Annotated in this window: 24 protein-coding genes; 9 read left to right on the forward strand and 15 right to left on the reverse strand. The window is 73.0% G+C overall.

The window, feature by feature from the left end; translation table 11 throughout:
- Positions 1–61: 61 nt before the first annotated feature.
- The 4 genes from CITRI_RS0107050 (at position 62) to CITRI_RS0107065 (ending at position 5,415) form a co-directional block, all read left to right on the forward strand.
- Positions 62–904: an ABC transporter ATP-binding protein gene (locus tag CITRI_RS0107050; RefSeq protein ID WP_010143990.1), complete on the forward strand. Its 843-nt coding sequence runs from the start codon at positions 62–64 to the stop codon at positions 902–904.
- Positions 905–907: 3 nt separating this feature from the next.
- Positions 908–3,595: an FtsX family ABC transporter permease gene (locus CITRI_RS0107055; protein WP_010143992.1), complete on the forward strand. Its 2,688-nt coding sequence runs from the start codon at positions 908–910 to the stop codon at positions 3,593–3,595.
- A 159-nt stretch (positions 3,596–3,754) separates the two neighbouring features.
- Positions 3,755–4,582 (forward strand): helix-turn-helix transcriptional regulator, encoded by an 828-nt coding sequence (locus CITRI_RS16735; protein ID WP_010143993.1) that lies wholly within the window; start codon positions 3,755–3,757, stop codon positions 4,580–4,582.
- Entirely contained in the window at positions 4,579–5,415 is an 837-nt protein-coding gene (locus tag CITRI_RS0107065) for a VOC family protein (protein ID WP_010143994.1), read from the forward strand. Before CITRI_RS16735 ends, CITRI_RS0107065 begins: the two co-directional genes overlap by 4 nt.
- 40 nt (positions 5,416–5,455) lie before the next feature.
- Here CITRI_RS0107065 and CITRI_RS0107070 read toward each other — a convergent pair whose 3' ends face one another.
- Positions 5,456–5,908, reverse strand: coding sequence for an NUDIX domain-containing protein (locus tag CITRI_RS0107070; RefSeq protein ID WP_010143995.1), 453 nt, complete (start codon positions 5,906–5,908; stop codon positions 5,456–5,458).
- Positions 5,909–6,039: 131 nt separating this feature from the next.
- Between CITRI_RS0107070 and CITRI_RS0107075 the strand changes: the two genes are divergently transcribed.
- Positions 6,040–6,681, forward strand: a complete 642-nt coding sequence (locus CITRI_RS0107075; protein ID WP_010143996.1) for a maleylpyruvate isomerase family mycothiol-dependent enzyme — start codon at positions 6,040–6,042, stop codon at positions 6,679–6,681.
- 11 nt (positions 6,682–6,692) lie between these two features.
- Here the strand turns inward: CITRI_RS0107075 and CITRI_RS0107080 are convergent, their stop codons facing one another.
- Positions 6,693–7,430, reverse strand: coding sequence for a LysE/ArgO family amino acid transporter (locus CITRI_RS0107080; RefSeq protein WP_010143997.1), 738 nt, complete (start codon positions 7,428–7,430; stop codon positions 6,693–6,695).
- A gap of 70 nt (positions 7,431–7,500) precedes the next feature.
- On the opposite strand from CITRI_RS0107080, the gene CITRI_RS0107085 reads away from it, so the two are divergent.
- Positions 7,501–8,394: an ArgP/LysG family DNA-binding transcriptional regulator gene (locus CITRI_RS0107085; RefSeq protein ID WP_010143998.1), complete on the forward strand. Its 894-nt coding sequence runs from the start codon at positions 7,501–7,503 to the stop codon at positions 8,392–8,394.
- Positions 8,395–8,454: 60 nt separating this feature from the next.
- Positions 8,455–9,513 carry an aspartate dehydrogenase domain-containing protein gene (locus CITRI_RS16740; protein WP_010144000.1) on the forward strand — a complete coding sequence of 353 codons (1,059 nt, stop codon included), beginning with the start codon at positions 8,455–8,457 and terminating at the stop codon, positions 9,511–9,513.
- 52 nt (positions 9,514–9,565) lie between these two features.
- Here the strand turns inward: CITRI_RS16740 and CITRI_RS0107095 are convergent, their stop codons facing one another.
- The 13 genes from CITRI_RS0107095 to CITRI_RS0107155 all read right to left on the reverse strand — a co-directional run bounded on the left by CITRI_RS0107095 (position 9,566) and on the right by CITRI_RS0107155 (position 21,409).
- Entirely contained in the window at positions 9,566–10,075 is a 510-nt protein-coding gene (locus tag CITRI_RS0107095; protein ID WP_010144001.1) for a DUF2087 domain-containing protein, read from the reverse strand.
- Positions 10,072–10,845, reverse strand: coding sequence for an SDR family NAD(P)-dependent oxidoreductase (locus CITRI_RS0107100; protein ID WP_010144002.1), 774 nt, complete (start codon positions 10,843–10,845; stop codon positions 10,072–10,074). Before CITRI_RS0107100 ends, CITRI_RS0107095 begins: the two co-directional genes overlap by 4 nt.
- Positions 10,846–10,959: 114 nt before the next feature.
- Positions 10,960–11,988: an LLM class flavin-dependent oxidoreductase gene (locus CITRI_RS0107105; protein ID WP_029139113.1), complete on the reverse strand. Its 1,029-nt coding sequence runs from the start codon at positions 11,986–11,988 to the stop codon at positions 10,960–10,962.
- 271 nt (positions 11,989–12,259) lie between these two features.
- Positions 12,260–12,517, reverse strand: a complete 258-nt coding sequence (locus tag CITRI_RS0107110; RefSeq protein WP_010144004.1) for a DUF6480 family protein — start codon at positions 12,515–12,517, stop codon at positions 12,260–12,262.
- A gap of 83 nt (positions 12,518–12,600) precedes the next feature.
- Complete coding sequence (locus tag CITRI_RS0107115) at positions 12,601–13,275, reverse strand: hypothetical protein (RefSeq protein ID WP_029139114.1); 675 nt, start codon at positions 13,273–13,275, stop codon at positions 12,601–12,603.
- 168 nt (positions 13,276–13,443) lie between these two features.
- Positions 13,444–15,066 (reverse strand): HAMP domain-containing sensor histidine kinase, encoded by a 1,623-nt coding sequence (locus CITRI_RS16745; RefSeq protein WP_010144006.1) that lies wholly within the window; start codon positions 15,064–15,066, stop codon positions 13,444–13,446.
- Between the two features lie 159 nt (positions 15,067–15,225).
- On the reverse strand, positions 15,226–16,032 hold the full coding sequence (locus tag CITRI_RS0107125; RefSeq protein WP_010144007.1) for a response regulator transcription factor: 807 nt from the start codon (positions 16,030–16,032) through the stop codon (positions 15,226–15,228).
- A 146-nt stretch (positions 16,033–16,178) separates the two neighbouring features.
- Positions 16,179–17,213: an NAD-dependent epimerase/dehydratase family protein gene (locus tag CITRI_RS0107130; protein ID WP_010144008.1), complete on the reverse strand. Its 1,035-nt coding sequence runs from the start codon at positions 17,211–17,213 to the stop codon at positions 16,179–16,181.
- 153 nt (positions 17,214–17,366) lie between these two features.
- A complete protein-coding gene (locus CITRI_RS0107135) occupies positions 17,367–18,656 on the reverse strand; it encodes an MFS transporter (RefSeq protein WP_157998910.1) in 1,290 nt (429 codons plus the stop codon).
- Positions 18,657–18,784: 128 nt separating this feature from the next.
- Positions 18,785–19,153 carry a hypothetical protein gene (locus CITRI_RS19780; RefSeq protein WP_010144011.1) on the reverse strand — a complete coding sequence of 123 codons (369 nt, stop codon included), beginning with the start codon at positions 19,151–19,153 and terminating at the stop codon, positions 18,785–18,787.
- Between the two features lie 123 nt (positions 19,154–19,276).
- Positions 19,277–19,900, reverse strand: a complete 624-nt coding sequence (locus CITRI_RS0107145; RefSeq protein WP_010144012.1) for a hypothetical protein — start codon at positions 19,898–19,900, stop codon at positions 19,277–19,279.
- Positions 19,897–20,565, reverse strand: a complete 669-nt coding sequence (locus CITRI_RS16755; protein WP_010144013.1) for a dienelactone hydrolase family protein — start codon at positions 20,563–20,565, stop codon at positions 19,897–19,899. The genes CITRI_RS0107145 and CITRI_RS16755 overlap by 4 nt, the downstream gene beginning before the upstream one ends.
- A gap of 130 nt (positions 20,566–20,695) precedes the next feature.
- A complete protein-coding gene (locus tag CITRI_RS0107155) occupies positions 20,696–21,409 on the reverse strand; it encodes a ubiquinone/menaquinone biosynthesis methyltransferase (RefSeq protein WP_237709010.1) in 714 nt (237 codons plus the stop codon).
- Between the two features lie 337 nt (positions 21,410–21,746).
- Here CITRI_RS0107155 and CITRI_RS0107160 point away from each other — a divergent pair, with 337 nt between their 5' ends.
- Together CITRI_RS0107160 and CITRI_RS0107165 are read left to right on the forward strand one after the other, a co-directional pair.
- Positions 21,747–22,859: an iron-siderophore ABC transporter substrate-binding protein gene (locus CITRI_RS0107160; RefSeq protein WP_010144015.1), complete on the forward strand. Its 1,113-nt coding sequence runs from the start codon at positions 21,747–21,749 to the stop codon at positions 22,857–22,859.
- A gap of 27 nt (positions 22,860–22,886) precedes the next feature.
- Positions 22,887–23,981, forward strand: a complete 1,095-nt coding sequence (locus CITRI_RS0107165; protein WP_029139117.1) for an iron ABC transporter permease — start codon at positions 22,887–22,889, stop codon at positions 23,979–23,981.
- Positions 23,982–24,039 lie beyond the last annotated feature (58 nt).

Below are 24,039 nucleotides of genomic sequence, written 5' to 3' on the forward strand. Positions count from 1 at the left end.
CACCCCGGAACGGCACCCCAGAACGATCCGCGTGCCCCGTCGGGCGGCCAGAGTGGATGTCATGAACCCCACGACTGACCTCACCGCGAGCGTGCCCGCCCCCTCCGGACCCCCCGCCACCGACTCCTCCGCCACCAGCAGGTCCGCCGGCGCCACCGCACCGTCGTCGGGGGCCGCCGCGACGGCGGTCTCCGCGCGCGGCCTGGTCAAGACCTATGGCCGGGGCGAGGCCGCCGTCCGCGCGCTGGCCGGTGTGGACGTCGACTTCGCCGCCGGGCGCTTCACCGCGATCATGGGCCCCTCCGGTTCGGGCAAGTCGACCCTCATGCACTGCCTGGCCGGACTGGACACCGCGGACGCGGGCCGGATCGTCCTGGGCGGCCAGGAGATCACCGGTCTCGGTGACACCGCGCTGACCCGGTTGCGCCGGGACCGGATCGGGTTCGTCTTCCAGGCCTTCAACCTGGTCCCCACCCTGACGGCGGAGCAGAACATCGTGCTGCCGCTGGACCTGGCCGGGAGGCCGGTGGACCGGGACTGGCTCGCCGACGTCGTGGGGATCCTCGGTCTCGGCGACCGGCTCGGGCACAAGCCGCACGAGCTCTCCGGCGGCCAGCAGCAGCGCGTGGCCGTGGCCCGGGCACTGCTCACCCGCCCGGACGTGGTGTTCGGCGACGAGCCGACCGGCAACCTGGACTCCGCCACGGGGGCCGAGGTGCTCTCCCTGCTGCGCCGGTCCTCCCGGGAGATGGGCCAGACCGTCATCATGGTCACCCACGACCCGGTGGCCGCCTCCTACGCGGACCGCGTCGTGCTCCTCGAGGACGGACGGCTGGCCGGCGAGATCAGCGATCCGACCCCCGAGAACGTGCTGGCCTCCCTGGCGAAGCTGGGGGTGGCCTGAGCCATGCTCACGCTCGCACTCTCGCAACTGAGGGACCAGCCGCGCCGGTACGTCTCGGTGCTGCTGGCCATCGTCATCGGGGTCACCTTCCTGGCCTCCGCCCTCCTTGTGGGTTCCTCGTCGACCGCCAGCCTGCGCAACTCCCTGGGCGCCACCTACTCCCGCGCCGATCTCGTCATCGCCCCCGCCCCCGACGCCGGTTTCGAGACCCGGGAGGAACTGGCCGCGGCGGCCGGTACGTCCGCGGAGCCGGGCCCGCTGCAGGACGTGGACGGCGTCCGGGAGGCCTACCCGCACGTCCTCACGCCCGTGGGCGTCAAGCGCCCGGCGGACCGGCAGGGCGCGGGCACGTGGGGTCCGACCACGGACTACGCGCAGGTGGCCAGCGTCCCGCAGGACCCGTCCCTGGTCCCCGAGGACCTCGTGGCGGGCCGCTACCCGGCCGCCGGGTCGGCCTCCGAGATCGTCCTGGACGAGCGCACCGCCCGGGACTTCGGGCTCGACGTCGGCTCCGGCACCTTCCTGATGTCCGGGACGACGGCCTACGCTCCCGGTCGCAAGGTCACCGTGGTCGGGCTCGCCGAGGTCTCCCAGGACCCGAACGCCATCGGCGCCATCCAGGTCCGCGGCGACGAAGCCCTGACCGTTCAGCTCACGGCCGACTCCCTGGTCGCGGCCCTGCCCGATGACGCCGCCGGCGCGCTCAGCACCGAGGAGCAGGCCGCTGAGGCGGAGATCGCCGAGGCCATGACCGCACGGTACGCCGAGCACGTGCTGGTCCGCCTCGAGCCCGGGGCCAACCGTGACGCGGTCGCGGCCGCCCTGCAGGACGCCGCCGACGCCGAGGGGCTGGCCGTCACCGTGGCCACCCCGGACGTGCAGGCGCAGCGGCAGATGGCGCAGATGACGGGCTCCGACGTCTTCGTCTGGGTGCTGGGGGCGTTCGCCGCCATCGCCCTGCTGGTCACCGCCCTGGTCATCGCCAACACCTTCTCCGTGCTCGTGGCCCAGCGGTCCCGGGACCTGGCCCTGCAGCGCGCCCTGGGCGCCTCGCGGCGGCAGGTCCGCGGCTCCGTGCTGGCCGAGGCTGGGATCGTGGGACTGGCCGGGGGCGTGCTCGGCGTCGCCGTGGCCTGCGGCCTGGTCGCCGTGCTCGTCGCCTGGGGCGCCACCAACGAGGGCTTCGGCTTCCTGACCTTCGAGGCCACCTCCCGGGACCTCATCGTCTCGATCGCCGTGGGCGTGCTGCTGACCGTGATCGCCTCCTCCTCGGCCGCCGTCGCCGCCACCCGGGTCTCCCCGCTCGAGGCGATGCGCCCGCGGGAGGACGCCGCCCTGGGCAACCGGGCCGGCGTCGTGCGCCTGGTGGCCGGTGCCCTGCTGCTCGTGGCTGGTGCCGCGGGGCTGGTCTGGGGTGCCGCGAACGTCAACCTGGGGGTCGCCGTCGCCGGCGGGGCCCTGTCCTTCGTGGGCGTGCTGATGCTGGCGGTGCTGTTCGTCCCCGCCGTCGTGTCCGTGATGGGCCGGGCGGCACGCCCGGCCGGGGTACCCGGGCGGATGGCCCGGCTCAACGCGGTGCGCAATCCCGGACGGACCGCGGCCACCGCGGCCGCGCTGCTGATCGGCACCACCCTGGTGGCCATGATGCTGACCGGTGGCCGTACCGCGCAGGTGCAGATGGACACCATCTTCCGAGCCGAGTTCCCGGTCGACCTGCAGGTCGGGCTGGCCGCCGACGGCGGTGCCGCCGAACGCGATCGGGTCGCCGCCCTGGACGGCGTGGGCGCCGCGGTGCTGTTGCTGCCCGCGGGCACCGCCGACGTCGAGGACAACCCCGCGGCCGTGTACGCCGCCGACCCCACGCAGCTGCGCGAGGTCGTGGCCGGGTTGCCGGTCGGCGAGGCGGAGCGCCTGGGCGAGCCCGGCACCGTCCTGGTGCCGAACACCGTGGAGTCCGGGACCCTGACGGTGAGCGGGCCGGAGGGGTCCCGGCAGTTCGACACCGTCCTGAGCGCCTCCTCCGCCCTGGTGCCGGTGATCTCCCTCGAGGATGCCCGGGCCCTGGGCCTGGAGCCGGGGACCGGTGCGGGGACGACCGCCGGCTCCGGGGAGGTGGAGGCCACCCCGCAGCTGTGGCTGCAGGCCGGGGAGAACATCACCCTCGACGGCCTGCAGGAGCTGAACACGGCGGTGGCCCAGGCCGCCGGGGTGAACCAGGAACAGGTCAGCGGCGAACTGGCCGTGCGGCTGCTGTTCACCGTGATCATCGACGGCATGCTCATGGTCGTCACGGCCCTGCTGGCGGTCTCGGTGCTCATCGCCCTGATCGGCGTGGCCAACACCCTGTCCCTGTCCGCCATCGAGCGCACCCGGGAGAACTCCCTGATGCGGGCCCTCGGCCTGACCCGCGGCGGGTTGCGCGGCATGCTCGCCCTGGAGGCGGTGCTGATCTCCGGGGTGGCGGCCCTCATCGGCAGCACGCTGGGCACCGTCTACGGCGGCTTCGGCGCCCACACGGTGTTCGGGGAGATGGCCGCCGGCATCGGCCAGTCGGTCGTCTGGCCGGCCGTGCCGTGGCCCGAGCTCGGACTGATCGTGCTGGTCTCGGTGGCCGCCGGGCTGCTCGCCTCCGTGGCACCGTCCCGGCGGGCCGTCCGGCTCTCCCCGGTGCAGGGGCTGGCCACGACCTGATCGGCCGGTGCGCACGATCGGAGTCGACCCTGGGACCCGCGCGGTCCTAGGGTCGGCTCCATGAGCACCGGACCCGCAGGCCGACGCGATGCCCTCCGGGCTGGGCGACCGGGCCTGCCGCGGGGTGACAGGGGATACGGCGCGGCCCACACTGGAGCGGTGAGGGACCAACGCCTCGAGCATGATGCCGCCGCCCGGCGCGCCGTCAGCTTCATCACGGAACGGGCCGCTGAACCGATCACGGTGGCGGACATGGCCGATGCCGCCGGTTACAGCCCGTTCCACTTCACGCGCCTGTTCGCGGACCGCGTCCGCGTCACCCCGAACCGGTTCCTGGCCGGGGTCCGTTTCCACCGGGCCAAGCAACTGCTGCTGGCCGGGGACGATCCGGTCATCGACATCTGCCACGAGGTCGGCTTCTCCTCCCCCGGCACCTTCACCCGCCGGTTCCGTGAGGAGGTGGGCGTGGCGCCGTCCGCCCTGCGGCAGCTGGCGGACGAGCTGTCCGTCTCGACGCCGGCCCCGTTCACCCTCTACCCGGACGGTGTCACCGAGGCGGACCTCGCCGAGGGCCTGCCGCACCCGGCCACCGGCCTGCTCGGCACGGTGGACGGAACCGTCCACCTGTCGCCCGGCCTGGGCAGCGGCCCCGGACTGGACGCACTGGTCTGGATCGGCTTCTACCCCACGCCCTCGCCCACCGGGCTGCCCGTGACCGGCGTCCTGCGCCTCGGTGAGGGCTCGTTCCGGCTGCCCCTGCTGGCCTCGGCCCCCTGGCTGCTGGCAACCGCCGTGCCGGCCACGGCGGAGCCCCGGGACCACCTGGCCAGCCCGCGCCCCGCCGTCGGGATCCATCCCCGGCCGCTCAGCGGCACCGCCACCGTCCGGCTCGCGCTGGCCCCCGCCGCCCCGTGGCAGTTCCCGGTGCTCTCCGCCCTGCCGGTGCTCGTGCCGGCACACCACCACTTCCTTAGGAGGACGTCATGACCGACCACGTGCCCACCGCCAACACCGACTCCATCGGCATCAGCCACGGATCACCCGTCTGGGTGGACCTCACCGTCCCCGACCTCGCCGAGGTCAGGCCCTTCTACGAGATCATCTTCGGGTGGCATTTCGAGGACTACGGCGAGGAGTTCGGCCACTATCACATGATCACCAACGGCGGCGCCCACGTGGGCGGGGCGATGTCCCAGTCCGGGGACGGGTCCGGACAACCGGCCGCCTGGTCCGTCTACCTCAAGAGCAACGACATCACCCGGTCCCTGGCGGACACCGCCGCGGCCGGCGGGAGCGTGCTCGTGCCGGCCATGCCGGTGGGCGACCTCGGGCAGATGGGCGTGGTCACCACGCCCGGAGGCGAGGCCCTGGGCGTCTGGCAGAACGGGACGTTCGGCGGCTTCACGATGACCCGGACCGTGGGTTCGCCCGTGTGGTTCGAGGTGATGAGCTTCGACTTCGACGCAGACGCCGAGTACTACCGATCCGTCTGGGGCTGGGAGCCGACGCCGCTGGACATGGCCTCCGGTGCGGAGGACCCGGGCACCCGCTACGCGAACAACCGTCCCGGGGAGGCGGCCACGGCCGGACTGTGCGAGGCCGACCCGTCCTGGTTCCCCGAGGGGACGCCGTCCTATTGGCGGGCGTACTTCATCGTGGAGAACGCGGACGAGGCCGCCCGGACGATCACCAGCCTCGGCGGCTCGGTCCTCGACGGTCCCATGGACACCCCTTTCGGCCGCCTCGCCACGGTGGCCGACCCCGCCGGGGCGAGCTTCCAGATCGCCCAGATGCCCCAGGAGGACCAGGCCCGCCGGTAGGACCTCAGCCGGCCTGGCCGGCGGCGACGTCCGCCACGGCTCAGAACGGCCGGCGGCGCAGGATCTCGGGGAACACGGCGGACAACAGGGGCGCCACCCCGCAGCCGTCGGGGGCGGCGGGTGCCTTCGGGTCCATCCAGGCCAGTTGGTCGATCTCCGCGTTGGGCTCCGGCACCTCGTTGCGGGCCAGCGGTCGCAACAGCGCGAAGACCTCAGAGTGCAGGAGGCGCCCGTCCTCGTTGGCCGCGGGGGTGTCGAACCCGCCGAGGTACTCGAGGTCCTCGGCCGGCACGGCCAGGCCGGTCTCCTCGGCGAGCTCCCGGACGGCGGTCTGGAGCGGGGACTCCTCGTCGCGGTGCTTCCCGCCGGGGAACATGAACATCGTGGTGCCGGTCTTGCGGACGGTCAGGACCTGCCCGTCGGGCCGGTACAGGACCACGGCGGACACCAGGATCCGGTTCTCGGCCTCGACACCGCCCAGGGGATTGCTCACGGGACCATCTTCTCCCGTTCGCGGGGGAAACGGCGCAGATGACGGACCCTGGCGTGTTGGCGGTCCGGGCCGAGGCGGACGGCCCGTCAGGGCGTGGCGGCCGGGCGCGGGCCGGTCCTAGGGTGGGGACCGTGACCGACCTCTGGCCCCTGATCCACGCCGAGCGCGCCGCCCTGGCCGATGACCTCGCCACCCTGACCGACGAGCAGTGGAAGCGGACCACGCTGGCCACGGAGTGGACGGTGGAGGAGGTCGTCGCGCACCTGTCCGCCGCGGCCGCCACCGGCCGGTGGGCGTGGCTGAAGAGCATCATCGGGGCCGGCCTGAACCCGGCGGTGCACAACAACCGCCGCCTGGCCGAGCACCTCGGCACCACCCCGGCCGGGACGCTGGAGACCTTCCGCCAGGTCATCGGTTCCACCACGGTCCCGACGAACAACCTGGCCGCCTGGCTGGGAGAGGTGGTCGTCCACGGTGAGGACATCCGGGAGCCGCTGAGCCTGCAGCGGACCTACCCGCGGGAGGTGCTCGTGGTGCTGCTCGAGTTCTTCGAGTCCTCGAACTTCACGGTGCCCTCCAAGGCGCGCGCCCGGGGCCTGACCCTGGTCGCCACGGACCTGGGGCGCTGGGTCGGGGCCGGCCCCGAGGTCCAGGGCACCGCCAGGGACCTGATCATGGCCATGGCCGGACGAGCGGTGCCGCTCGAGCGGTTCTCCGGGCCGGGCGCCCTCGACTTCGACGCCCGGGGCCAGCGCCCCTCCCAGAAACGCTGAACGCCCCTCCCTCAGCCCAGGGCCAGCTTCGCGGCGATGGCCACCATCACCACGCCGACCACGAGGTCCACGATCCGCCAGGTGCGGGGGGTGTCCAGCACGGGGGCCAGGGCCCGCGCGCCCAGTCCCAGGGTGAGGAACCAGAGGGCGGAACCGGTCACCGCACCGGCGGCGAAGACCCACTTGTCCGCCCCGTAGGAGTTGGCCAGCGTGCCCAGCATGACCACCGTGTCCAGGATGGCGTGCGGGTTGAGCATCGAGACGGACAGTGCCGTGAGGACCACGACGTGCGCGGGGGTCGCGGACCGCTCCCGGGCGCGGAGCCGGACCGCGAGCGCGGGCCTCGTGGCCACCGCGACGCCGCCCGCGCCGCCCTCGTCCCGGGGCCGGACCGCCGGGACCCCCTCGCCCGCCGGATCCTCGTCGACCCCTGCCGGGCCGGCGTCGGGCACGGGCGGTTCCGTCCGGCGGGGGGCGAACGCCGAGCGGAACGAGCGGGACGCGAACCAGAGCAGGTACGCCACTCCGGCCCAGGTCAGCGCCTGCAACACCCAGGGGGCGCGCTCGGCGACCACGCCGACCCCGGCGGTGCCGGCGAAGATCAGCACCAGGTCACCGGCCAGGCAGACGGCCAGGGTGAGCATCAGCCGGTCGCGGCGGATCGCCTGGCGCATGATGAACAGGCTCTGGGCACCGATGGCCACGATGAGGGCGAGGCAGGTCAGCAGACCGGTCAGGAAGATCGTCACCCGGTCACGCTAGGGCGGCCATCACCTTCCGTTCCACCTGCATATCCTTCAGGGTATTAAGCTTTCCTTCATGAACACCGAGCACCTGCGGGCCCTGGCCGCCGCCGTGGACGAGGGCACCTTCGACGCGGCCGCGGCCTCGCTGCGCATCTCCGGCTCGGCCTTCTCCCAGCGGATCCGCTCCCTGGAGAAGGACGTCGGACAGGTGCTGCTGACGCGCACCGTCCCGGTCGGCACGACGGCGGCCGGCGACCGGATGCTGCGCCTGGCCCGCCAGGTCGCGGTCCTGGAGGAGGAGGCCCGGCGCTCGCTCGGGCAGGGCACCGGAGGCCGGGCCGTGCTGTCCGTGGCGGTCAACGCGGACTCACTGGCCACGTGGTTCGTGGAGGTGCTGCAGCAGGCGGCGACCTGGGACGACGCCGTGCTGCAGTTGCACCTGGAGGACCAGGAGCACACGCACGAACTGCTGCGCCAGGGCACCGTGATCGCCGCGGTCACCGAGAGCCCGGCCCCGGTCTCCGGGTGCGTGACCATGGAACTGGGCACGATGGTCTACCACCCGGTGGCGGCGTCGTCCCTGCTGGACCGGTACCGCCGCCCGGACGGCTCGGTGGACTTCACGGCCGTGCCAGTGCAGGACTTCGGCAGCCGGGACAACCTGCAGCGATCCCGGCTGGCGGCCTGGCGCGAGGACCGCCCCGGGACCGACGCCCTGCCGCCCCGGCACCAGGTCCCCACGGTCCACGGGTTCAACGCGGCGGTGGCGGCCGGACTGGGCTGGGGCATGATCCCGGCCGGCCAGTTGCCCGGGGGCGTGCTGGAGGGCAGCCACCCGGACCTGGTGGTGATCCCCGAACTCGAGCAGGCACGGGTGCCGTTGCACTGGCAGCGGTGGTCCGCCGGGACCCCGGCGCTGGACCGGCTCACGGCCGCCGTGCAGCTGGCCGCGCGCAACATGACCTGAATCCCGCGGCCGGTGGTGTGGACTGGTGGTCCCGGCGACCGCCCCACCCGAAGGACCCGCATGACCTCGACAGACCGCCCCGCCCCCGCACACGTGCTCCTGCTGGGCTTCGGCGCCATCGGCCGGCAGGTTGCCCTGCAGTTGGCCCCGGAACGCGAGGCCGGCGCCGTCCGGGTGTGGGCGGCCGAGCGGGACGTGGCCGCCAGCCGGCACCGCGCGCTGCCCGGGGTCGAGCTCGTCACCACCGGAGCGGACCTGGACTGCCTGAACTGGTCCGATGTCCTCGGCGAGGCGGACCTGGTGGTGGAGTGCGCCGGAGTGGTCCCGGCCGGCCAGTACGGGCCGGCCGTCATCGCCGCGGGGACCGACCTGGTCCTGACGAGCGTGGGCGCCCTGGCCGATCCGGGCATCGCGCGGCGGTTGCTGGCCGGCCCCGGCCGGCTCTGGGTGACCTCCGGGGCGATCGGCGGTTTCGACGTCCTGGGGGCCGCGGCGGACGCCGGCGGGCTCGACCGCGTGCGGATCCGCACCACCAAGCGCCCCACCTCGCTGTTGCGCCCCTGGATGTCCCCCGCCGAACAGGACGAGCTCTCAGCCCTGCGTCCGGGCGATGCGCCGGTGACCGTGTTCACCGGTGGGCCGGCGGAGGCCATCGAACGGTTCCCGGCCAACGTCAACGTCGCGGTCGGCCTGGCCTGGGCCACGCGGGGCCGGCCGGCCGCCGTCGGGTCCGAGGGCGGCCGGACAGCGACCGACGGGACCGAGGGCGGCGGGATGGAAGCCGGCGGGATGGAAGCCGGCGGGAGTGAGACCGGTGGACGTGGGGCCGGCGGGACAGAGACCGGCGGGGCCGCGCGGGGAGCGGATGAGGTCGCGCTGTTGCAGCGCTCCCTGGACCGGGTCCGGGTGGAGCTGGTCGCCGACCCCGCCGTCGGGCGCAGCCGGCACGAGATCCTCGCCGAGGGCCTGGCCGGCCGCTTCGAGCTCGCCTTCGAGTCCGCGCCGAGTCCGGAGAACCCGAAGACCTCCGGGCTGACCGCGCTCTCCGTCGCCCGGACGGTCCGCGAGGCCCTTCGCGCCGCGGCCGACCGCCGGGGTTACGAGCACGCCGCGCGGTGATCCGCCCGGCGTGTCCCACCGTGCAGCGTGCTCGTGACTCGTGGGACGGGCCTCAGTCCTCCGGGATCGCGTACTCCGCACCGGATGCCGTGCGTTCCAGCAGGGACTCGTCCACGAGGTACCGGCGGAGCATCGCCACGTCCGGGTGGAAGACGCGCAACCGCTGGTTCAGCTCCGCCTCGGCGAGCACCTCACCGGGTTCCAGCGCGTGGTCCCGCACCCAGCGCAGCAGCTCGGTGCGCTCGGTCGGGGCGGCGGGCATGGCGGTGACGCGCGGGCCGTCGAGGAACTTCCCGACGCCGGCCCGCGCCTTCCCCGAGTCCTCACCCCCGGGTGCCGCGAGGGTCGACCGCAGGGCGGCTCCGTCCACGGCGAGGGAGCCGTCGTCGTCCTCCGTCAGGATTCCGAGGTCGAGCCAGGACCGGAGGGCCTTCTGCTCGCGGGTGTTCAGCGCGGCGCGAGCGGCCGGGTCCAGCCGGTCAAGCACCGCACGGGCGAAGACGGTGCGGGCCGCCTCGTTGCCGAGGGCGGCCAGCACCGGCTTCCAGTCGGAGGTGATCACCGGCCCACGTAGCCGGCATCGGCGTGGATGACGGTACCCGTGACGTAGGAGGAGGCGTCCGAGGCGAGCCACAGGGTGGCCTCGGCGATCTCCCGCGGCTTGCCGAAGCGGTTCAGCAGGGACAGCTGCGGGGCATAGGACTCCTCGTCGAGCCCGAACTCCTCGAGGGCGCCGCGCAGCATCGGGGTGTCGATGGCGCCCGGGGCCACGGAGTTCACGCGGATGCCGTGCTGGCCGTTCTCCATGGCCGCGACCTTGGTCATGCCCACCACGCCGTGCTTGGCGGCCACGTAGGCGATGTTGTTGGGCTGGGGGCGGAAGCCGGAGACGGAGGAGATGTTGATGATGGAGCCACCGTCCCCCTGGGCGATCATCTGCTGCAGTTCGTACTTCTGGCTCAGCGCGGCGCCCTTGAGGTCCACGGACATCAGCCGGTCCCAGTAGTCCTCGTCGAACTCACTGGCCAGGCCGTTGTCCGGGGTCAGGGCGGCGTTGTTCACGGCCACGTCGAGACGGCCGAAACGCTCCACGGTGGCCTCCACCATGGCCTTGACCTGCGCGGAGTCGGAGACGTCCACCTTCACGAACAGGGCCTGGGCCCCGGTGTCCGCGGTGATGGACTCGGCGGCCTGCCTGCCCTTCTCCTCATTGAAGTCGGCGATCACCACGTTGGCGCCGGCCTCGGCGAAGAGGCGGGCGGTCGCCTCGCCCATGCCCATGGCGGCACCGGTGACGATGGCGGTCTTGCCTTCGAGGACGGGGAAAGTCATGTCATACTCCTTGGTTGGTTCGGATGCGGTCGCATTTCACCCCACGGTCAACAACGTCCGGCGCGGCGGGGTGGGCCCCTCGTCGGAACGGTCGGGAAATTTCGGGACGGCCTGTCAGGAGCCGGCGAGCATGTCCAGCACGAGGGGCTTGACCCTCGAGCCGTAGAGCTCGATAGAGCCCATCATGTACTCGTGCGGCAGGGAACCGTTGCCGTACTTCATGCCGAAGCGGCTCGCTCCGAGCGCTGTCACGCTGCGCGCGATCTTCCGCGCCACGGTCTCCGGGGAACCCAGGTGCAGGGCCCCGTGTTCGATCTCCTGGCGGAACTGGATGGGGCTGGGGGCCGGCCAGCCTCGTTCGGCGCCGAGCTTGCGGATGGCGGCCTCCCAGTGCGGGTAGTACATCTCCGCGGCCCGTTCGTCCGTCTCGGCCACGAAACCGTGGGAGTGGACGGCCACGCGGCGGGCCTCGTGGCCGAACTCGTCGATCGAGCGGCGGTAGAGCTGGGCGAACGGGGCGAACCGCTCGGGAGCACCGCCGATGATCGCCAGCTCCAGGCCCATCCCGTGCTTCGCGGCACGCACCACCGACGCCGGGGTGCCGCCCACCGCCACCCAGGTCGGCAACCCGTGATCGTGCGCCGTCGTCGGGAACACGGACTGGCGCTGCAGCGCGGCCCGGGTGGTGCCCTGCCACGTGACCGGACCCTCCGTGCGCAGCTGCGCGAACAGGTCCAGCTTCTCCTCGAAGAGCCGCTCGTAGTCCTGCAGGTCGTAACCGAACAGCGGGAAGGACTCGATGAAGGAGCCCCGGCCCAGTGAGACCTCGGCGCGACCGTCCGAGACGGCGTCGAGGGTGGCGAAGCGCTGGTAGACGCGCACGGGGTCGTCCGAGGAGAGCACGGTCACGGCGGAGATCAGCTTGAGGTGCCCGGTCTTCGAGGCGATCGCGGACAGCACCGTCTCGGGCGAGGAGACGGAGTAGTCCGGACGATGGTGCTCCCCGATGCCCAGCACGTCCACGCCGGACTGGTCCGCCAGGACGCCCTCGGCCACGAGGTTGCGCAGCACCTCGGGGTGGTCCAGCGGTCTGCCGTCCAGGGAGTGCGTCACGTCCCCGAAGGTGTGCAGGCCGAACTCCAGCGTGCCCTCCGGCAGGGACCCGGCCCGCTCGGTGCTCGGGTTCGGGTGCGGGGCGGCGTGGGCGGCGGGACCCGCGGCGGGTGCGGGGCCGTCGTCGGGCCGGGCGGCGCGCGCCTGGGCAGGGTGGTTCGGCTCGGTCTCGGGGCGGGGATTCTCGGTCACGTCAGGCACAACGTGCGCGGTGACCGGATCATTCCTTCAGTTTTGAATCACTCGGGTGCGGCCGGGAGCCCCGTGTGAGCGGCCCGCGGCGCCAGGGTGCACGTGCGGATCAGAAGAACCCGGCGAAGCGCCCGACGATCGCCAGGATCACGAAGACCGCCACCAGGACGAGGACCAGGACGAGCCAGGCCTTGCCCTTGGCACCCTCGCCGGGCTTCTCGACGTCCATGTCCGGGTTCGTGGGACCCACCCCGGTGCCCTCGGCCGGCGGGGTGTCCCCCTCGATGCTGTGCCCCGTGCTCTCCCGCGTGGCCTTGGCGGCCTCGTCGCGGTCGTGCCGGGCGTCTTCGGAGCTGAGGTCTGCCATGCTGGCCTGCCTTCCACGGTGGGTGTACGCATCCCGCGCACGCCCTCAGGCTAACAAGCCCCCGGCCCCGCCGTGGACCGGGATCAGGCGGGACCCGTGGTGATCCCGTTGCTCAACTGGCGGTCGGCCGCCTGGAGCAGTTCGAAGGCCAGCCGGGCCGCCTCCCGCGCCGGTTCCTGGGCCCACTGCGGGACCTGGGTCGCCGGGTCCAGGCGGTCGAACGCCACGGTGCCGCCGATGCCCACGACGAATCCGAACCGGGCCGAGTGGGTCTCCACCGGCCCATCGCCGAACAGGCAGACCAGGCCGGCGCCGCCCGTCGAGGCGTCCACGAACACCTGGGTCGGGGAGAACCTCAACTGCGGGGTCAGCCCGGACTGCACCGTCCCGGCGCCGCCGCTGCTCCAGCGCTGCCGGACCGTGACGTCCCAGCGTCCGCCGGGATCCGGGGTGGCGTGGGGCTCACCGGCCGCGCGCAGCCGCAACTGGGCCAGGGCGAACCGTGCCCGATCGGCCCAGGCCTCGGGAAGCTCCGGCGGGCCGGTCAGTTCCCAGTCCCGGATCAGCAACCGGTGGTGGAACACCGTGGGCCGGTACACCGTGCCGCGGGCCGTGCTGCCGAGCCTGCTGCCGAGACTGGCGCTGAGGGACAACCGGGTCCCGAAACCGTCCGGGCTGTCATCCACCTCTTCCCAGTCGTGGCGGGTCACCGTCTCGGTGAGTTCGAGAATCGTGTCCATCTCCGTGCCCTGTCTCATGTCCGTACCCCGTTCCATCTTCATGTCCCGTTGCATCTCTACGAACAGGACATCACCCCACCCTCGGTGCCCCCTATGCCGGTCCTGTGCTGAACCTGTGTCTGCGGAACCGGCGCCCGGGGCCCGTTTCCGGATCTCCGCGCCCCCGTGAGCGCGGCACATCGGTCTTCACACGGTGGCGTGCCGTGGACGCCATCCCTGCGTCACGCCCAGACTATGCCGCCAGCCCGGCAGACCACCACCGTGAATTCCGGAAACGGCGAGGTCAGGCGGCCTCCGGGCCCTCCGGCGACCCCGAGGCGGGCAGTGCCACGGTGAACACGGTCCGGCCGGGAGCGGATTCCACGGTGGCCTCCCCCCGTGGGCGTGGGCCACCGAGCGCACGATCGACAGCCCCAGGCCCGTGGAACCCTCCCGAGCGGCGCGAGCGGTATCCCCCCGCACGAAGCGGTCGAACAACCCGGGCATCAGCTGCGGATCGATCCCGGGCCCATCGTCCTGCACGGTCAGCCTCACGGTCCCGACGCCGTCCGCGACCTCCTGCTGGAGGCGCACCAGCACGGTCGTCCCGTCCGGCGTGTGCTTCCGGGCGTTGCCCAGCAGGTTGGCCACCAGCTGGGCGAGTTGCTGCCGGTCGCCCAGCACCGTCACGGGTTCCTCGGGGACGTCCACCGTCCAGTGGTGGTCCCGGCCGGCGGCCGTGGCGTCCATGACGGCGTCCATCACCAGTTCGCCCAGGTCGACCTCGCCGCGCCGGATCTCGCGCCCGGCGTCGAGCCGGGCCAGCAGCAGCAGGTCCTCGACGAGGGACCCCATCCGGTCCGACTGCTGCAACACCCGTCCCAGCGCGTCCTGGCCGCGGTCGGTCAGGGGCTCGGTCAGCCGGATCATCTCGGCATAACCGCGCACGGCAGCCAGCGGGGTGCGCAGCTCGTGCGAGGCGTCCGCCACGAAGGTGCGCAGGCGCTGCTCAGAGCGGTTGCGCTGCTCGATGGCCACGTCCACGGAGCCGATCAACTGGTTCAGCGCGAATCCCACGTCCCCCACCTCGTTCCCGGGTTCGGCCAGTTCACGGCGGACGCGGTACTTCGCCAGCGAGACCTCGCCGGAGCCCATGGGCACGTCCGCCACGCGCGCCGCAGCCTGGGACACCTCGCCGAGCGGACGCAGCGACCGGCGGATCCACCACCAGCACAGCAGTCCCCCCAGCACGAGGGCGGCCAGCGAGCCGAGGACCTGCACCCTGGCCAGGTTGGCCTTCGTCTTGTCCACCGCCAGCGTGGGCAATCCGACGACAGCGGCGCCGTCGTCGTCCACAACCTCCGAGTGAACGAAGAACTGGCCCTCGTCCAGGTTCAGGGTGCGGATCATCTGGACGTCGAACACGCCCTCTCGTTCCTCCTCGGACAGGCTCTCCACCCGCGCGTCCTGCGCCTGCTGGGCCCGCAAGGTCTCATCGACCAGGGCGGCCAGCTTCTCCACGTCCGGCGCGGAGAGCTCCACCTCGTTCCCGTTCGCGTCCAACCGTGCGGCCTGGTGCACCTGGTTGCCGGACGTGAGGAACAGCAGCATCCCCTCGGGCTGTCCGGAGGCGTCCAGCGGGCTGCGGCCGGTGAAGGCCGGTGCGTCCCGGGAGCCGCGCCACAGGAAGTTGTACGTGCGGTCCCAGGCCTGGTCCACTCTCTGCACCACCTGGGCGTCCACGGTGCGCCCGGTCAGGGCCAGGGAGGTCAGGGTGAAGACACTGAGCACCACGGCCAGCAGCGCCACGACGCCGGCCGCGGTCCTCACGGCCAGGCTCGTCCGCCGACGACGGCCACCGGGCGAGCCGTCTGCGCCGGAGCGGGCCGCCGAGAGCGGTGGCCTGCCCGGGGCCGGGGGAACGGTGCCGTGCGCGCACCGGGCGATGGGCCGGATGACGGTCCGGTCGATGAGGTCACCGTGGCCGCCTCAGGTGGCCGGCCGCAGGACGTAACCGGCGCCCCGGACGGTGTGGATCATCGGTTCGCGGCCGGCGTCGATCTTCTTGCGCAGGTACGAGATGTAGAGCTCGACGATATTGGCCTGCCCACCGAAGTCGTACTGCCAGACCCGGTCCAGGATCTGCGCCTTGGACAGCACGGCCCGGGGATTCTCCATGAGGTATCGCAGCAGGTTGAACTGGGTGGCGGTCAGGTCCACCGGATCCCCGCCGCGCGTGACCTCATGGGTGCGGACGTTGAGCACCAGGTCCCCCACCACCAGCTCGTCCGAGTCCTGGGCGGCCACCCCGGAGCGCTGGACCAGCCGGTGCAGGCGGATCAGCACCTCCTCCAGGGAGAAGGGCTTGGTGACGTAGTCGTCCCCACCGGCGGCCAAACCGCGGATGCGGTCGTCCACCGAGTCCCGGGCGGTGAGGAACAGCGCCGGCACGTCGGGACGGAAGGAGCGGATCCGGTCCAGCACCTGCAGACCGTCCAGCTCGGGCAGCATCCAGTCCAGGACCAGCACGTCCGGCTGGGCGTTGCGGGCGGTCTCGACGGCGGCGTGTCCGGCATGCGCGACGTGCACCTCCCAGCCGCACAGGGTCAGGCCCATGGAGACCAGGTCCGCCAGCATCGGCTCGTCGTCCACGACGAGGGCGCGCAGGGCGCTGCCGTCCGGATGGGAGAGCTTCGGCAGGATCTCGTGCAGGGCCGCGAGGGAGGTCGGCGATCCGGCGGCCGAGGGTCCTGCGGCCGGGGAGCCGGAGGACAGGCCAGGAAGTGACGAGTTCATGGTGCGCTCCTAGAGGCGGACGGGCGGGAGGACGGGGGTGCCCACATCCCAGTCCAGACCCCTATCCTGTCAGGGGATTCTGCCCTACCTGTGCTCAGGCTGTGAAGAGGTCGTGCCGCCACCCTTGGCGGCGGTGCCCGCATCCGTCACCGCTGACCCCCGTTCCCGGCGGCGGTGCGGCGCAGCACCTCGGGCCAGGGCGTCGGGGAGACGCCCAGCTCTCGCTCCGTGGCTGTGGCATCGATGACCCAGGGGCCGGTGAACTGGTACTGGACCCCCTGCAGCTCGCGCACGAAGGGGACCACGGCGCCCAGCGCCGTCACTGCCCAGGCCGGGAACCTCGAGGTCCTCACCATCGGCTTCCCGGCGACGGCCAGGACCTCGGCCAGCAGCTCACGCTGGCTGCGCGGCGGATTTGTGGCGGCGAACCAGATCCGGCCGTGGGCCGCCCGGTCCGCAGCGGCGGCGACGACGGTGGCGGCGACATCGTCCACGTCGCTCCAGGAGTGGGGCAGGTCCGGGTCGCCGATGAACACGGCCCGCTTCCCGGCCAGTGCGCCCGGGACGAGGCGGGTGGCCATGCCGTTGGCCCCCACGCCGGTGCCGACGTAGTCCGAGGCACGCACGATCACGGCGCGGATCCGTCCGGACCGGTGGGCTGCCAGCGCCTCCCGGTCCATGCTTCCCCGCAGCACGCCCTTGTGGTCCGTTCCGTCCTCCGGGGAACCGGGCGTGAGCACGGACCTCTGCTGCTGCGGGCCGTACATGTACAGGTTGGACACGGTGGCCAGCACCGCACCGGTGGACCCGGCGGCAGCCAGCAGGGCGGTCTGCAGCGGTGGCCATTCGGCCTCCCACCGGGTGTAGTCACCGGGGTTCATGCAGTTGTAGATCACCGCGGCACCCGTGGCGGCCCGGGTCAGGGCGGGGGTGTCCGCGGCGTCGAGGGGGAGGCGGCGGACCCCGGGGATGGCCGGACCGGCACCGGAGCGGCTGACCAGCACCACGGTGTGTCCCCGGCCGGCCAGCAGGGAGGCGGTGGCGCGGCCGACGGGCCCCGCGCCGAGGATGAGGTGGTGCGAGGAACCCGGCGAGGGGGCCGGGACGGGGCCCGGTGAAGACACCGGGACACGGTGTGGTGAAGGGTCCTGGGCGGGCGTCTGGGACGGCATCGGGGACATGTGGTTTCCTTCGGACGGGGTGGCCGGGGCAGGCCTGCAGGGACACGAGCACTGCTCTCGGACCCAGGATGACAGCCCGCATGAACGAATCCGCACAGGATGGACAATCCACCCGGTCCTGCCGGTCTGATCCGTCCATTCCAGCAGGAATGCTCAGCGGTTGCGGGAGAACAGCATCACCGCACAGCCGGCGGCCAGGACGGTGAGCAGGATCAGGGCGGCCGGCACGAGCGCCCAGAGGTCGCCCACGATCCCCAGTCCCACGGAGAACCCGCCCATGCACAGGTAGGCGATCGCGAAGTACCGGCTCATCAGGGCACCGGCCCGGGCGGGGTGGTGGCGCACCAGTTCGCCCATCTCCTGCGTGGCGCTCAGGTAGGTGAACCCGTGCCCGACGCCCGCCCCCACCGAGGCGACCAGCGCCAGCCACACCTGCCCGGTCACCAGCATCGCGGCGAAGCCGGCGATCCCCAGGATCACGAAGACGTGACCGAGACGCCGGGCCGCGGGATAGGCGATGTCCCTGGACAGGACCTGCACGAGGCCGGCCACCCCGAGGACGATGGCCACGATCCCGCCCAGGGCGGTCAGGCTGTCCACCTGCAGCGCGGTTCCGATCAGTCCCGGCCCCACGGACTGGTACAGCCCGATCAACGACCAGCTGGTGGCGGCCGTCAGGCTGATCATCAGATGGCTGCGCGGCTGCGGGCCGGCGTTCCCCGGTTCACCAGGTCCCCTCCCGGACGCCGCCCCACCGGCCCTCGACGTCCCCGCCCGGGCGGACGGATCGATGGCCGACTCGGCCACACCGTCGGTCACCGGGGCCCGGTCGGCGGCCGTCGCGCTTCGGCCGGGGTCCTCGGCGCCGGGACCCGGCGGCGCCACCGGGGTGACCCCGTGCACCCTCAGCAGCACCAGCACGACCACCAGCGCGATCGCCGCTCCGGCCATGGGGGCGGCCGTCCCACCGGTGGCATCCGCCAGCAGGCCTGCGGCCAGGGGACCCAGGCAGGCGCCGAGGATCGCGGTCAGGGTGACGAGCAGGGCGGTGAAGGGGCGGGGCCGGGGCGGAGCGGCCTGGTACAGGGCGGCACTGCTGGCGGTCATGATCACGCCGAGGGCCAGTCCCTGGACGGCACGCCCCGCGATCAGCGTCCCCGGCCCCACGGCCAGTGCGAGCGCCAGGGAGGCCGGCACGGAGACGGCCACGGCCCAGGTCATGAGCGTCCGCGGGGGCCATCGTCGCAGCCATCGCCCCGCCAGGATCAGTCCCGGGATGAGCCCGGCGACGTAGACGGCGTAGACGAGGGTCTGGACCGTGGCGGGGAAGCCCATCTGCTCACGCCAGGCGGCGTACAGCACGGTGGGGGCGTTGACGGCGGAGAAGGCGAGGAGTGCGGTGAGGAAACTGGTGATCCGGGGCACGGGGCGCGTCTCGGTCAACCCCACCCCTCTCTCCCGGCCGGCGGTCGGTCAGTCCCCGTTCGGTCGATCAGCCCGCCAGGGTCACGTCACGGCGATCCGCGCCGGCACGATGCGCGGCCGGCGCTCTCCTGATCGTACTGCGGCCCTCAGGTGCCCTTGGCCGGGTTGTCCGGATCGGTCGTCTGGTCCTCGTCGACCATGACGTACCGGTACCCCTCCTGGAAGGGCTTGGGCGGCGTCGTATGGCGCTGGATGGCGTCCGGGTCGCCGTCCACGTCCTCGCCGGCCGCCCGGCGGACATTGGGCGGGGGTTCCTTGCCCTGCATCCGGTACGCCGTGGCGACGCGCTGGGCCCGTTCCACCCGGAGCTGCTCGCGGGGGTTCAGTCCGGGCTGGCGGCTGGCCGGGCCGTAGACGTCGTTCGCCGCGTGCCGGATCCGCCACAGGATCCGGTACCCCAAGGACAGGCCGGTGTTGTCCTTGACCAGGGGATGGATCTTCTCGTACTCATGCATGGCATGCCTCCCAGAGGTCAGCCGTTACGACGCAACGGCCGCGCCTCCAGTCTAGGTTCGGCCCAGGGGAAGGAGAACGGCTGGTGACCCTGCACGCGGCCGGGCCGCGGCGGTCGGGCGGACTCAGGCGCCCTGGGCCGGGTGGCCACCGAGGGCGTACCGGTCCACCCTGCGGTGGTACCGCATCCCGGCGAGTCCGCCCAGGACCGCTCCGGCCAGGGCGAGGGCGGCGGCTGCGGCCACGGCGATGATGCCACCGGTGGTCAGGCTCCCCGGGTCGACGGGCACGCCCGCCAGACCGCTGAACTGTCCGAACATGTCGAACCGGTTACCGGCCACCAGGCCCACGAGCGCCAGGATGACGGCGACGACGATCGCCCACAGCCACACGGCCAGGCCCTGTTTGGCCCCGTCGAAACGGGCCATCCTCCCGGCCACGTAACCACCGCAGAAGTACGAGACGAACACGATCAGCGCCAGCACGATCGCGCTGACGAGACCCACCGCCGTCGCGGACTCCGCAGCCTGCTCGGCGACCTGGTTGGGGTCGGTCTCCGCGGTCAGCCCGACCCCGATCCCGATGGCCGACAACAGCGCGGTGAGCAGCACCGCCATGCCGGTGGCCGCCAGCCATCCGAAGAAGGCCACGCCGAACTTGATCCCCCCGAACCTCTGCCTCTCCGTGCGGTCGACCTCGTCGCCGTGATCACGGGGCGCGGTGGATCCGGACGGTGTCTGCTCGCTCATGACGGTCTGCTCCTCAGGTGTCGTACGAACCAGTCGCGGGCCAGCCGGGCGGCCTGTTCGAGCGTGCCGCGCTCCGGGAACAGGTGCGTGGCGCCCTCCACCACATCCAGCCGGTGCTCGCACCGCAGGTGCTCCTGGGCGCGGGCATTGAGCTCCAGCACCTGGTGGTCCAGGCTCCCCACGATCAGCAGCGTGGGGGCCGTAACCTGCTCGAGCCGCGGCCCCGCCAGGTCCGGCCGCCCGCCCCGCGAGACGACGGCGCCCACCCGCGCCCCGGGTTCGGCCGCCGCCCACAGCGCAGCCCCGGCGCCGGTGCTGGCACCGAAGAACCCGACCGGGGAGGACATGCCCTCCGGGTGCTCGTGCACCCAGGCCTCGGCCAGGGTCAGCCGCTGGGCGAGCAGGGGGATGTCGAAGACGTTCTGGCGGTCCCCGGCCTCCTCCTCCGTGAGCAGGTCCAGCAGCAGGGTACCGAGGCCGGCCTCCTGCAGCACGGAGGCGACGTACCGGTTGCGCGTGCTGTGCCGGCTGCTCCCGCTGCCGTGGGCGAAGATGACCACGGGGGCGTCCGCCGCCGGCAGGTGGAAGCGACCCTCGAGCGCGGCGTGGGCGGCCGGGATCAGCACGTCGTGGCCCGCGTCCATCCCGTCCGGGGATTCCGCCATCGCTGCCGACCCTTCCCGTGGTGGCGCCGCGCGGCGGGGTCCTCGATGTGCCGGTGACCCCACTGCCCGGTGACTGTCCACGGCCAGCGTAGGACGCCCGGCCCGTGACCGGGTAGGTGCGGGCGGCGGCTCAGGCCGGCTTGGTCGCCCAGTGGATCGCGATCGTGCCGAACAGGTGGGTCTCGTGGCCCACGTCCACGAAGCCGGCGTCCTCGAGCAGGTCCTGGATCTGGGCGGGGGTCTTGAAGCCGCGGGTCGTCGCCGAGAGGTACTCGTAGGCGGAGGAGTCCCCGGTGATCAGCCGGGACAATCGGGGCACCACGTACTTGATGTACGCGGTGGAGAAGGGCTTGATGATGTTCTCCGGAGCCGGGGAGGTCTCCAGGGCCACCATCTTCCCGCCGGGCCTGAGCACCCGGAACTGCTCGGCCAGCGTGGTGGGGATGTCGGCCACGTTGCGCAGCAGGTATCCGTGGGTGACGGCGTCGAAGGACTCGTCCGCGAACGGCAGGTCCATGGCGTCCGCCTCGACCCAGGTGATCTGGTCACCACCGGGCCGCCCCTTGCCGACCTCCATCATCTCGGGGGCGAAGTCCGCCCCGGTGATCCGGGCCCCGTAGTGGGAGCGCAACACCTCCAGGGCGATGTCCCCGGTGCCGGTGGCCAGGTCCAGCACGACGGGCGCCTCCGGCAGCTCCGCCCGTTCCACGGTGCGGCGCACGAACCGGGGCTCCTGGCCCCAGGTCATGACGAGGTTCATCAGGTCGTAGCGGCCGGCGATGCCGTCGAACATGGAGGAGACCTGGGCGCCGTGGTCATCGCGGGCGGGATGCTGGGTGTTCACCCGCCCCACGCTAGTCGCTCCGGCCCTCGCGCACGGCACGCACGCCGGTCCCGCGGTCCTTCGCGGCGGGGGTGTGACCAGTGACCACGCCGACCCCGGAAGAGGAATGCGACCGGCGCGGCCACTGGGCACGTCCACCATGGACCCAACCATGTGGGCGAAGCCCCGCACGGCTTCTTGCACCACGTGGTTAGGCTAGGCTAACCTCCGGGAAATAGGCAATAGCGATGTTGGCAAATGACCTGACCTGGTCTCCGGCACCATCCTCGCCCGCCGGTTCCACACCGTTGCCGGTCCGTCCGCAGGCCCTCCTGTGACTCTTGAAAGGCCACCCGACGTGTCCTCTTCCCCCACCCCGCCCGTCTCCCAGCGCGCCGGGACCACCCGGCGCCGTGCCCTGGCCCTCGGTTCCCTCGCCCTCGGCACCGCCCTGCTCGCCGGCTGCTCCACCGGTCCGGCCGGGGGTTCGGGCGAGTCAACCTCTCCCGCCGCCACGGCCGCCGATGCCGGCAGCGCCGGCGCGTCCTTCCCCCGCACCATCGAGCACGCCTTCGGGGAGACCGAGATCCCGGCCCAGCCCGAGCGCGTGGCCACCGTCTCCTGGGTGAACCAGGACATCTCACTGGCCCTGGGCGTGGTGCCGGTGGGCGTGGCCACCACGGAGTACGGCGGCAACGAGAACAAGTCCACGGACTGGTTCGACGCGAAGCTGGAGGAGCTCGGCGCCGAGGCCCCCGAGCAGTACTCGGAGTCGGACGGGATCGACTACGAGGCGATCGCCGCCACCGAACCGGACGTGATCCTGGCGACCTATTCCGGCATCGACCGGGAGCAGTACGACAAGCTCTCCGACATCGCCCCCGTGGTGGCCTATCCCGAGGGCACCGCGGCCTTCGGCACCCCCTGGCAGGACTCCACCCGGATCATCGGCGAGGCCCTGGGCAAGGACGCCGAGGCCGAGCAGGTCGTGGCCGACGTCGAGGGCCAGCTGGCCGCCGCCGCCGAGGACCACCCGGAGCTGGCCGGCACCACCTTCCTCTACGGCACGGTGGACCCGGCCGCCGCGGACCAGGTCTACCTGTTCACCGCCACGGACAACCGCCCGAAGTTCCTCTCCGCCCTGGGCATGGACCTGGCGCCGGTGGTCGCCGAGGACGAGGCGGCCCAGGACGCGTTCTACATCACCTGGTCCCCGGAGCGCGCGGACGAGCTGGACTCGGACATCTTCGTCTCCTCTGCCGCGGACGAGTCCGTGGGTGAGGCCATCGCCGCCGACCCGCTGCTGGGCTCCATCCCGGCGGTCCAGGACGGGACCCTGGTCCTGCAGACCGATGAGCAGGAGGTCCTGTCCATCTCGGCGTCCTCCCCGCTGTCCATCCCGTGGGCGCTGGAGAACGCCCTGCCGAAGATCACCGAGGCCGCGCAGAAGGCGGGCGGCTCCGCTGAGTAGTCATCCCCCGTCCCGCCGGGGCGCCGCGTGAGCGCCGTCCGGTCCTCCCCTGCCCCGGCCCGGGCCTCGCAGCATCCGGCACCCCGCCCGGCACGACGGCGGCCGGTCACCTTCCTGGTGGCCCCCGCCGTCGTGCTGGTGCTGGCGTGCGTGGCGGCCCTGGCCCTCGGGGCCCGGTCCGTGGACCCCGCCACCACGGTGGACACCCTGGCCGCCCTCCTCACGGGGACCGGCGCCGTCCCCGGGGACATCGACGCGGCCGCCGTGCTCTCCCGCATCCCGCGCACCGTGACCGCGATCCTGGTCGGCGCCGCCCTGGCCGTCTCCGGGGTGGCCCTCCAGGGAGCCACCCGCAACCCGCTGGGCGACCCGGGCCTGCTGGGCCTGACGGCCGGCGCCTCGCTGGCCGTGGCCCTCGGGCTCGGGGCGGGCCTGCCGTCCGGGCTGGGGACCGCCGTGGTGCTGGCGATCCTCGGGACGGTGCTGGCCGCCGTCGTGGTCTATGCCGTGGCCTCCGCGGCCTCCCGCCTGGGCGCCGGCACCGGTGCCGCCCCCGGCCCGCTGTCCCTGGTGCTGGCCGGGGCGGCCGTCACGGCCGGCTGCACCGCGGCCACGAGCGCGCTGCTGATCCTCTCCCCGGCCGTGCTGGAGCGCTTCCGGTTCTGGACGGTCGGCTCGGTGGCGCGGACCTCCCTGGAGGACGCGGCGTGGCTGGCCCCGGTCGTCGTGGTCGGCATCCTCATGGTCCTCGCGGCCGCCCCAGGCCTCGACGCCCTGGCCCTCGGCGACGAGCTCGCCCACGGGCTGGGCTCCCGTCCCGAGCGGCTGCGGATGACGCTGCTGGGCGCGACCGTCCTGCTGACGGCCGCGGCCACCGCCCTGGCCGGGCCCGTGGTGTTCGTCGGCCTGCTCGTGCCGCACGCCCTGCGCCGGTTCCGCCCGGCCTCCACCCGCGTTCTCGTGGTCGGCTGCGCCCTGTGGGGCGCCGTCCTGCTCGTGACGGCCGACCTGGCCGGCCGGGTGGTCATCGCCCCGCAGGAGATCCACGTGGGCGTGACCACCGTGCTGATCGGCGTGCCCGTGCTCCTGGTGCTGCTGCGCCGCCGGGCGGTGTCCCTGTGAGCGCCCCGACGGGTGAGCGCACCCGGGCCGAGGCGGGCCGGCCGGGCCCCGCCGCGGC

It is taken from the genome of Citricoccus sp. CH26A (assembly GCF_000224415.1).
GTDB lineage: Bacteria > Actinomycetota > Actinomycetes > Actinomycetales > Micrococcaceae > Citricoccus.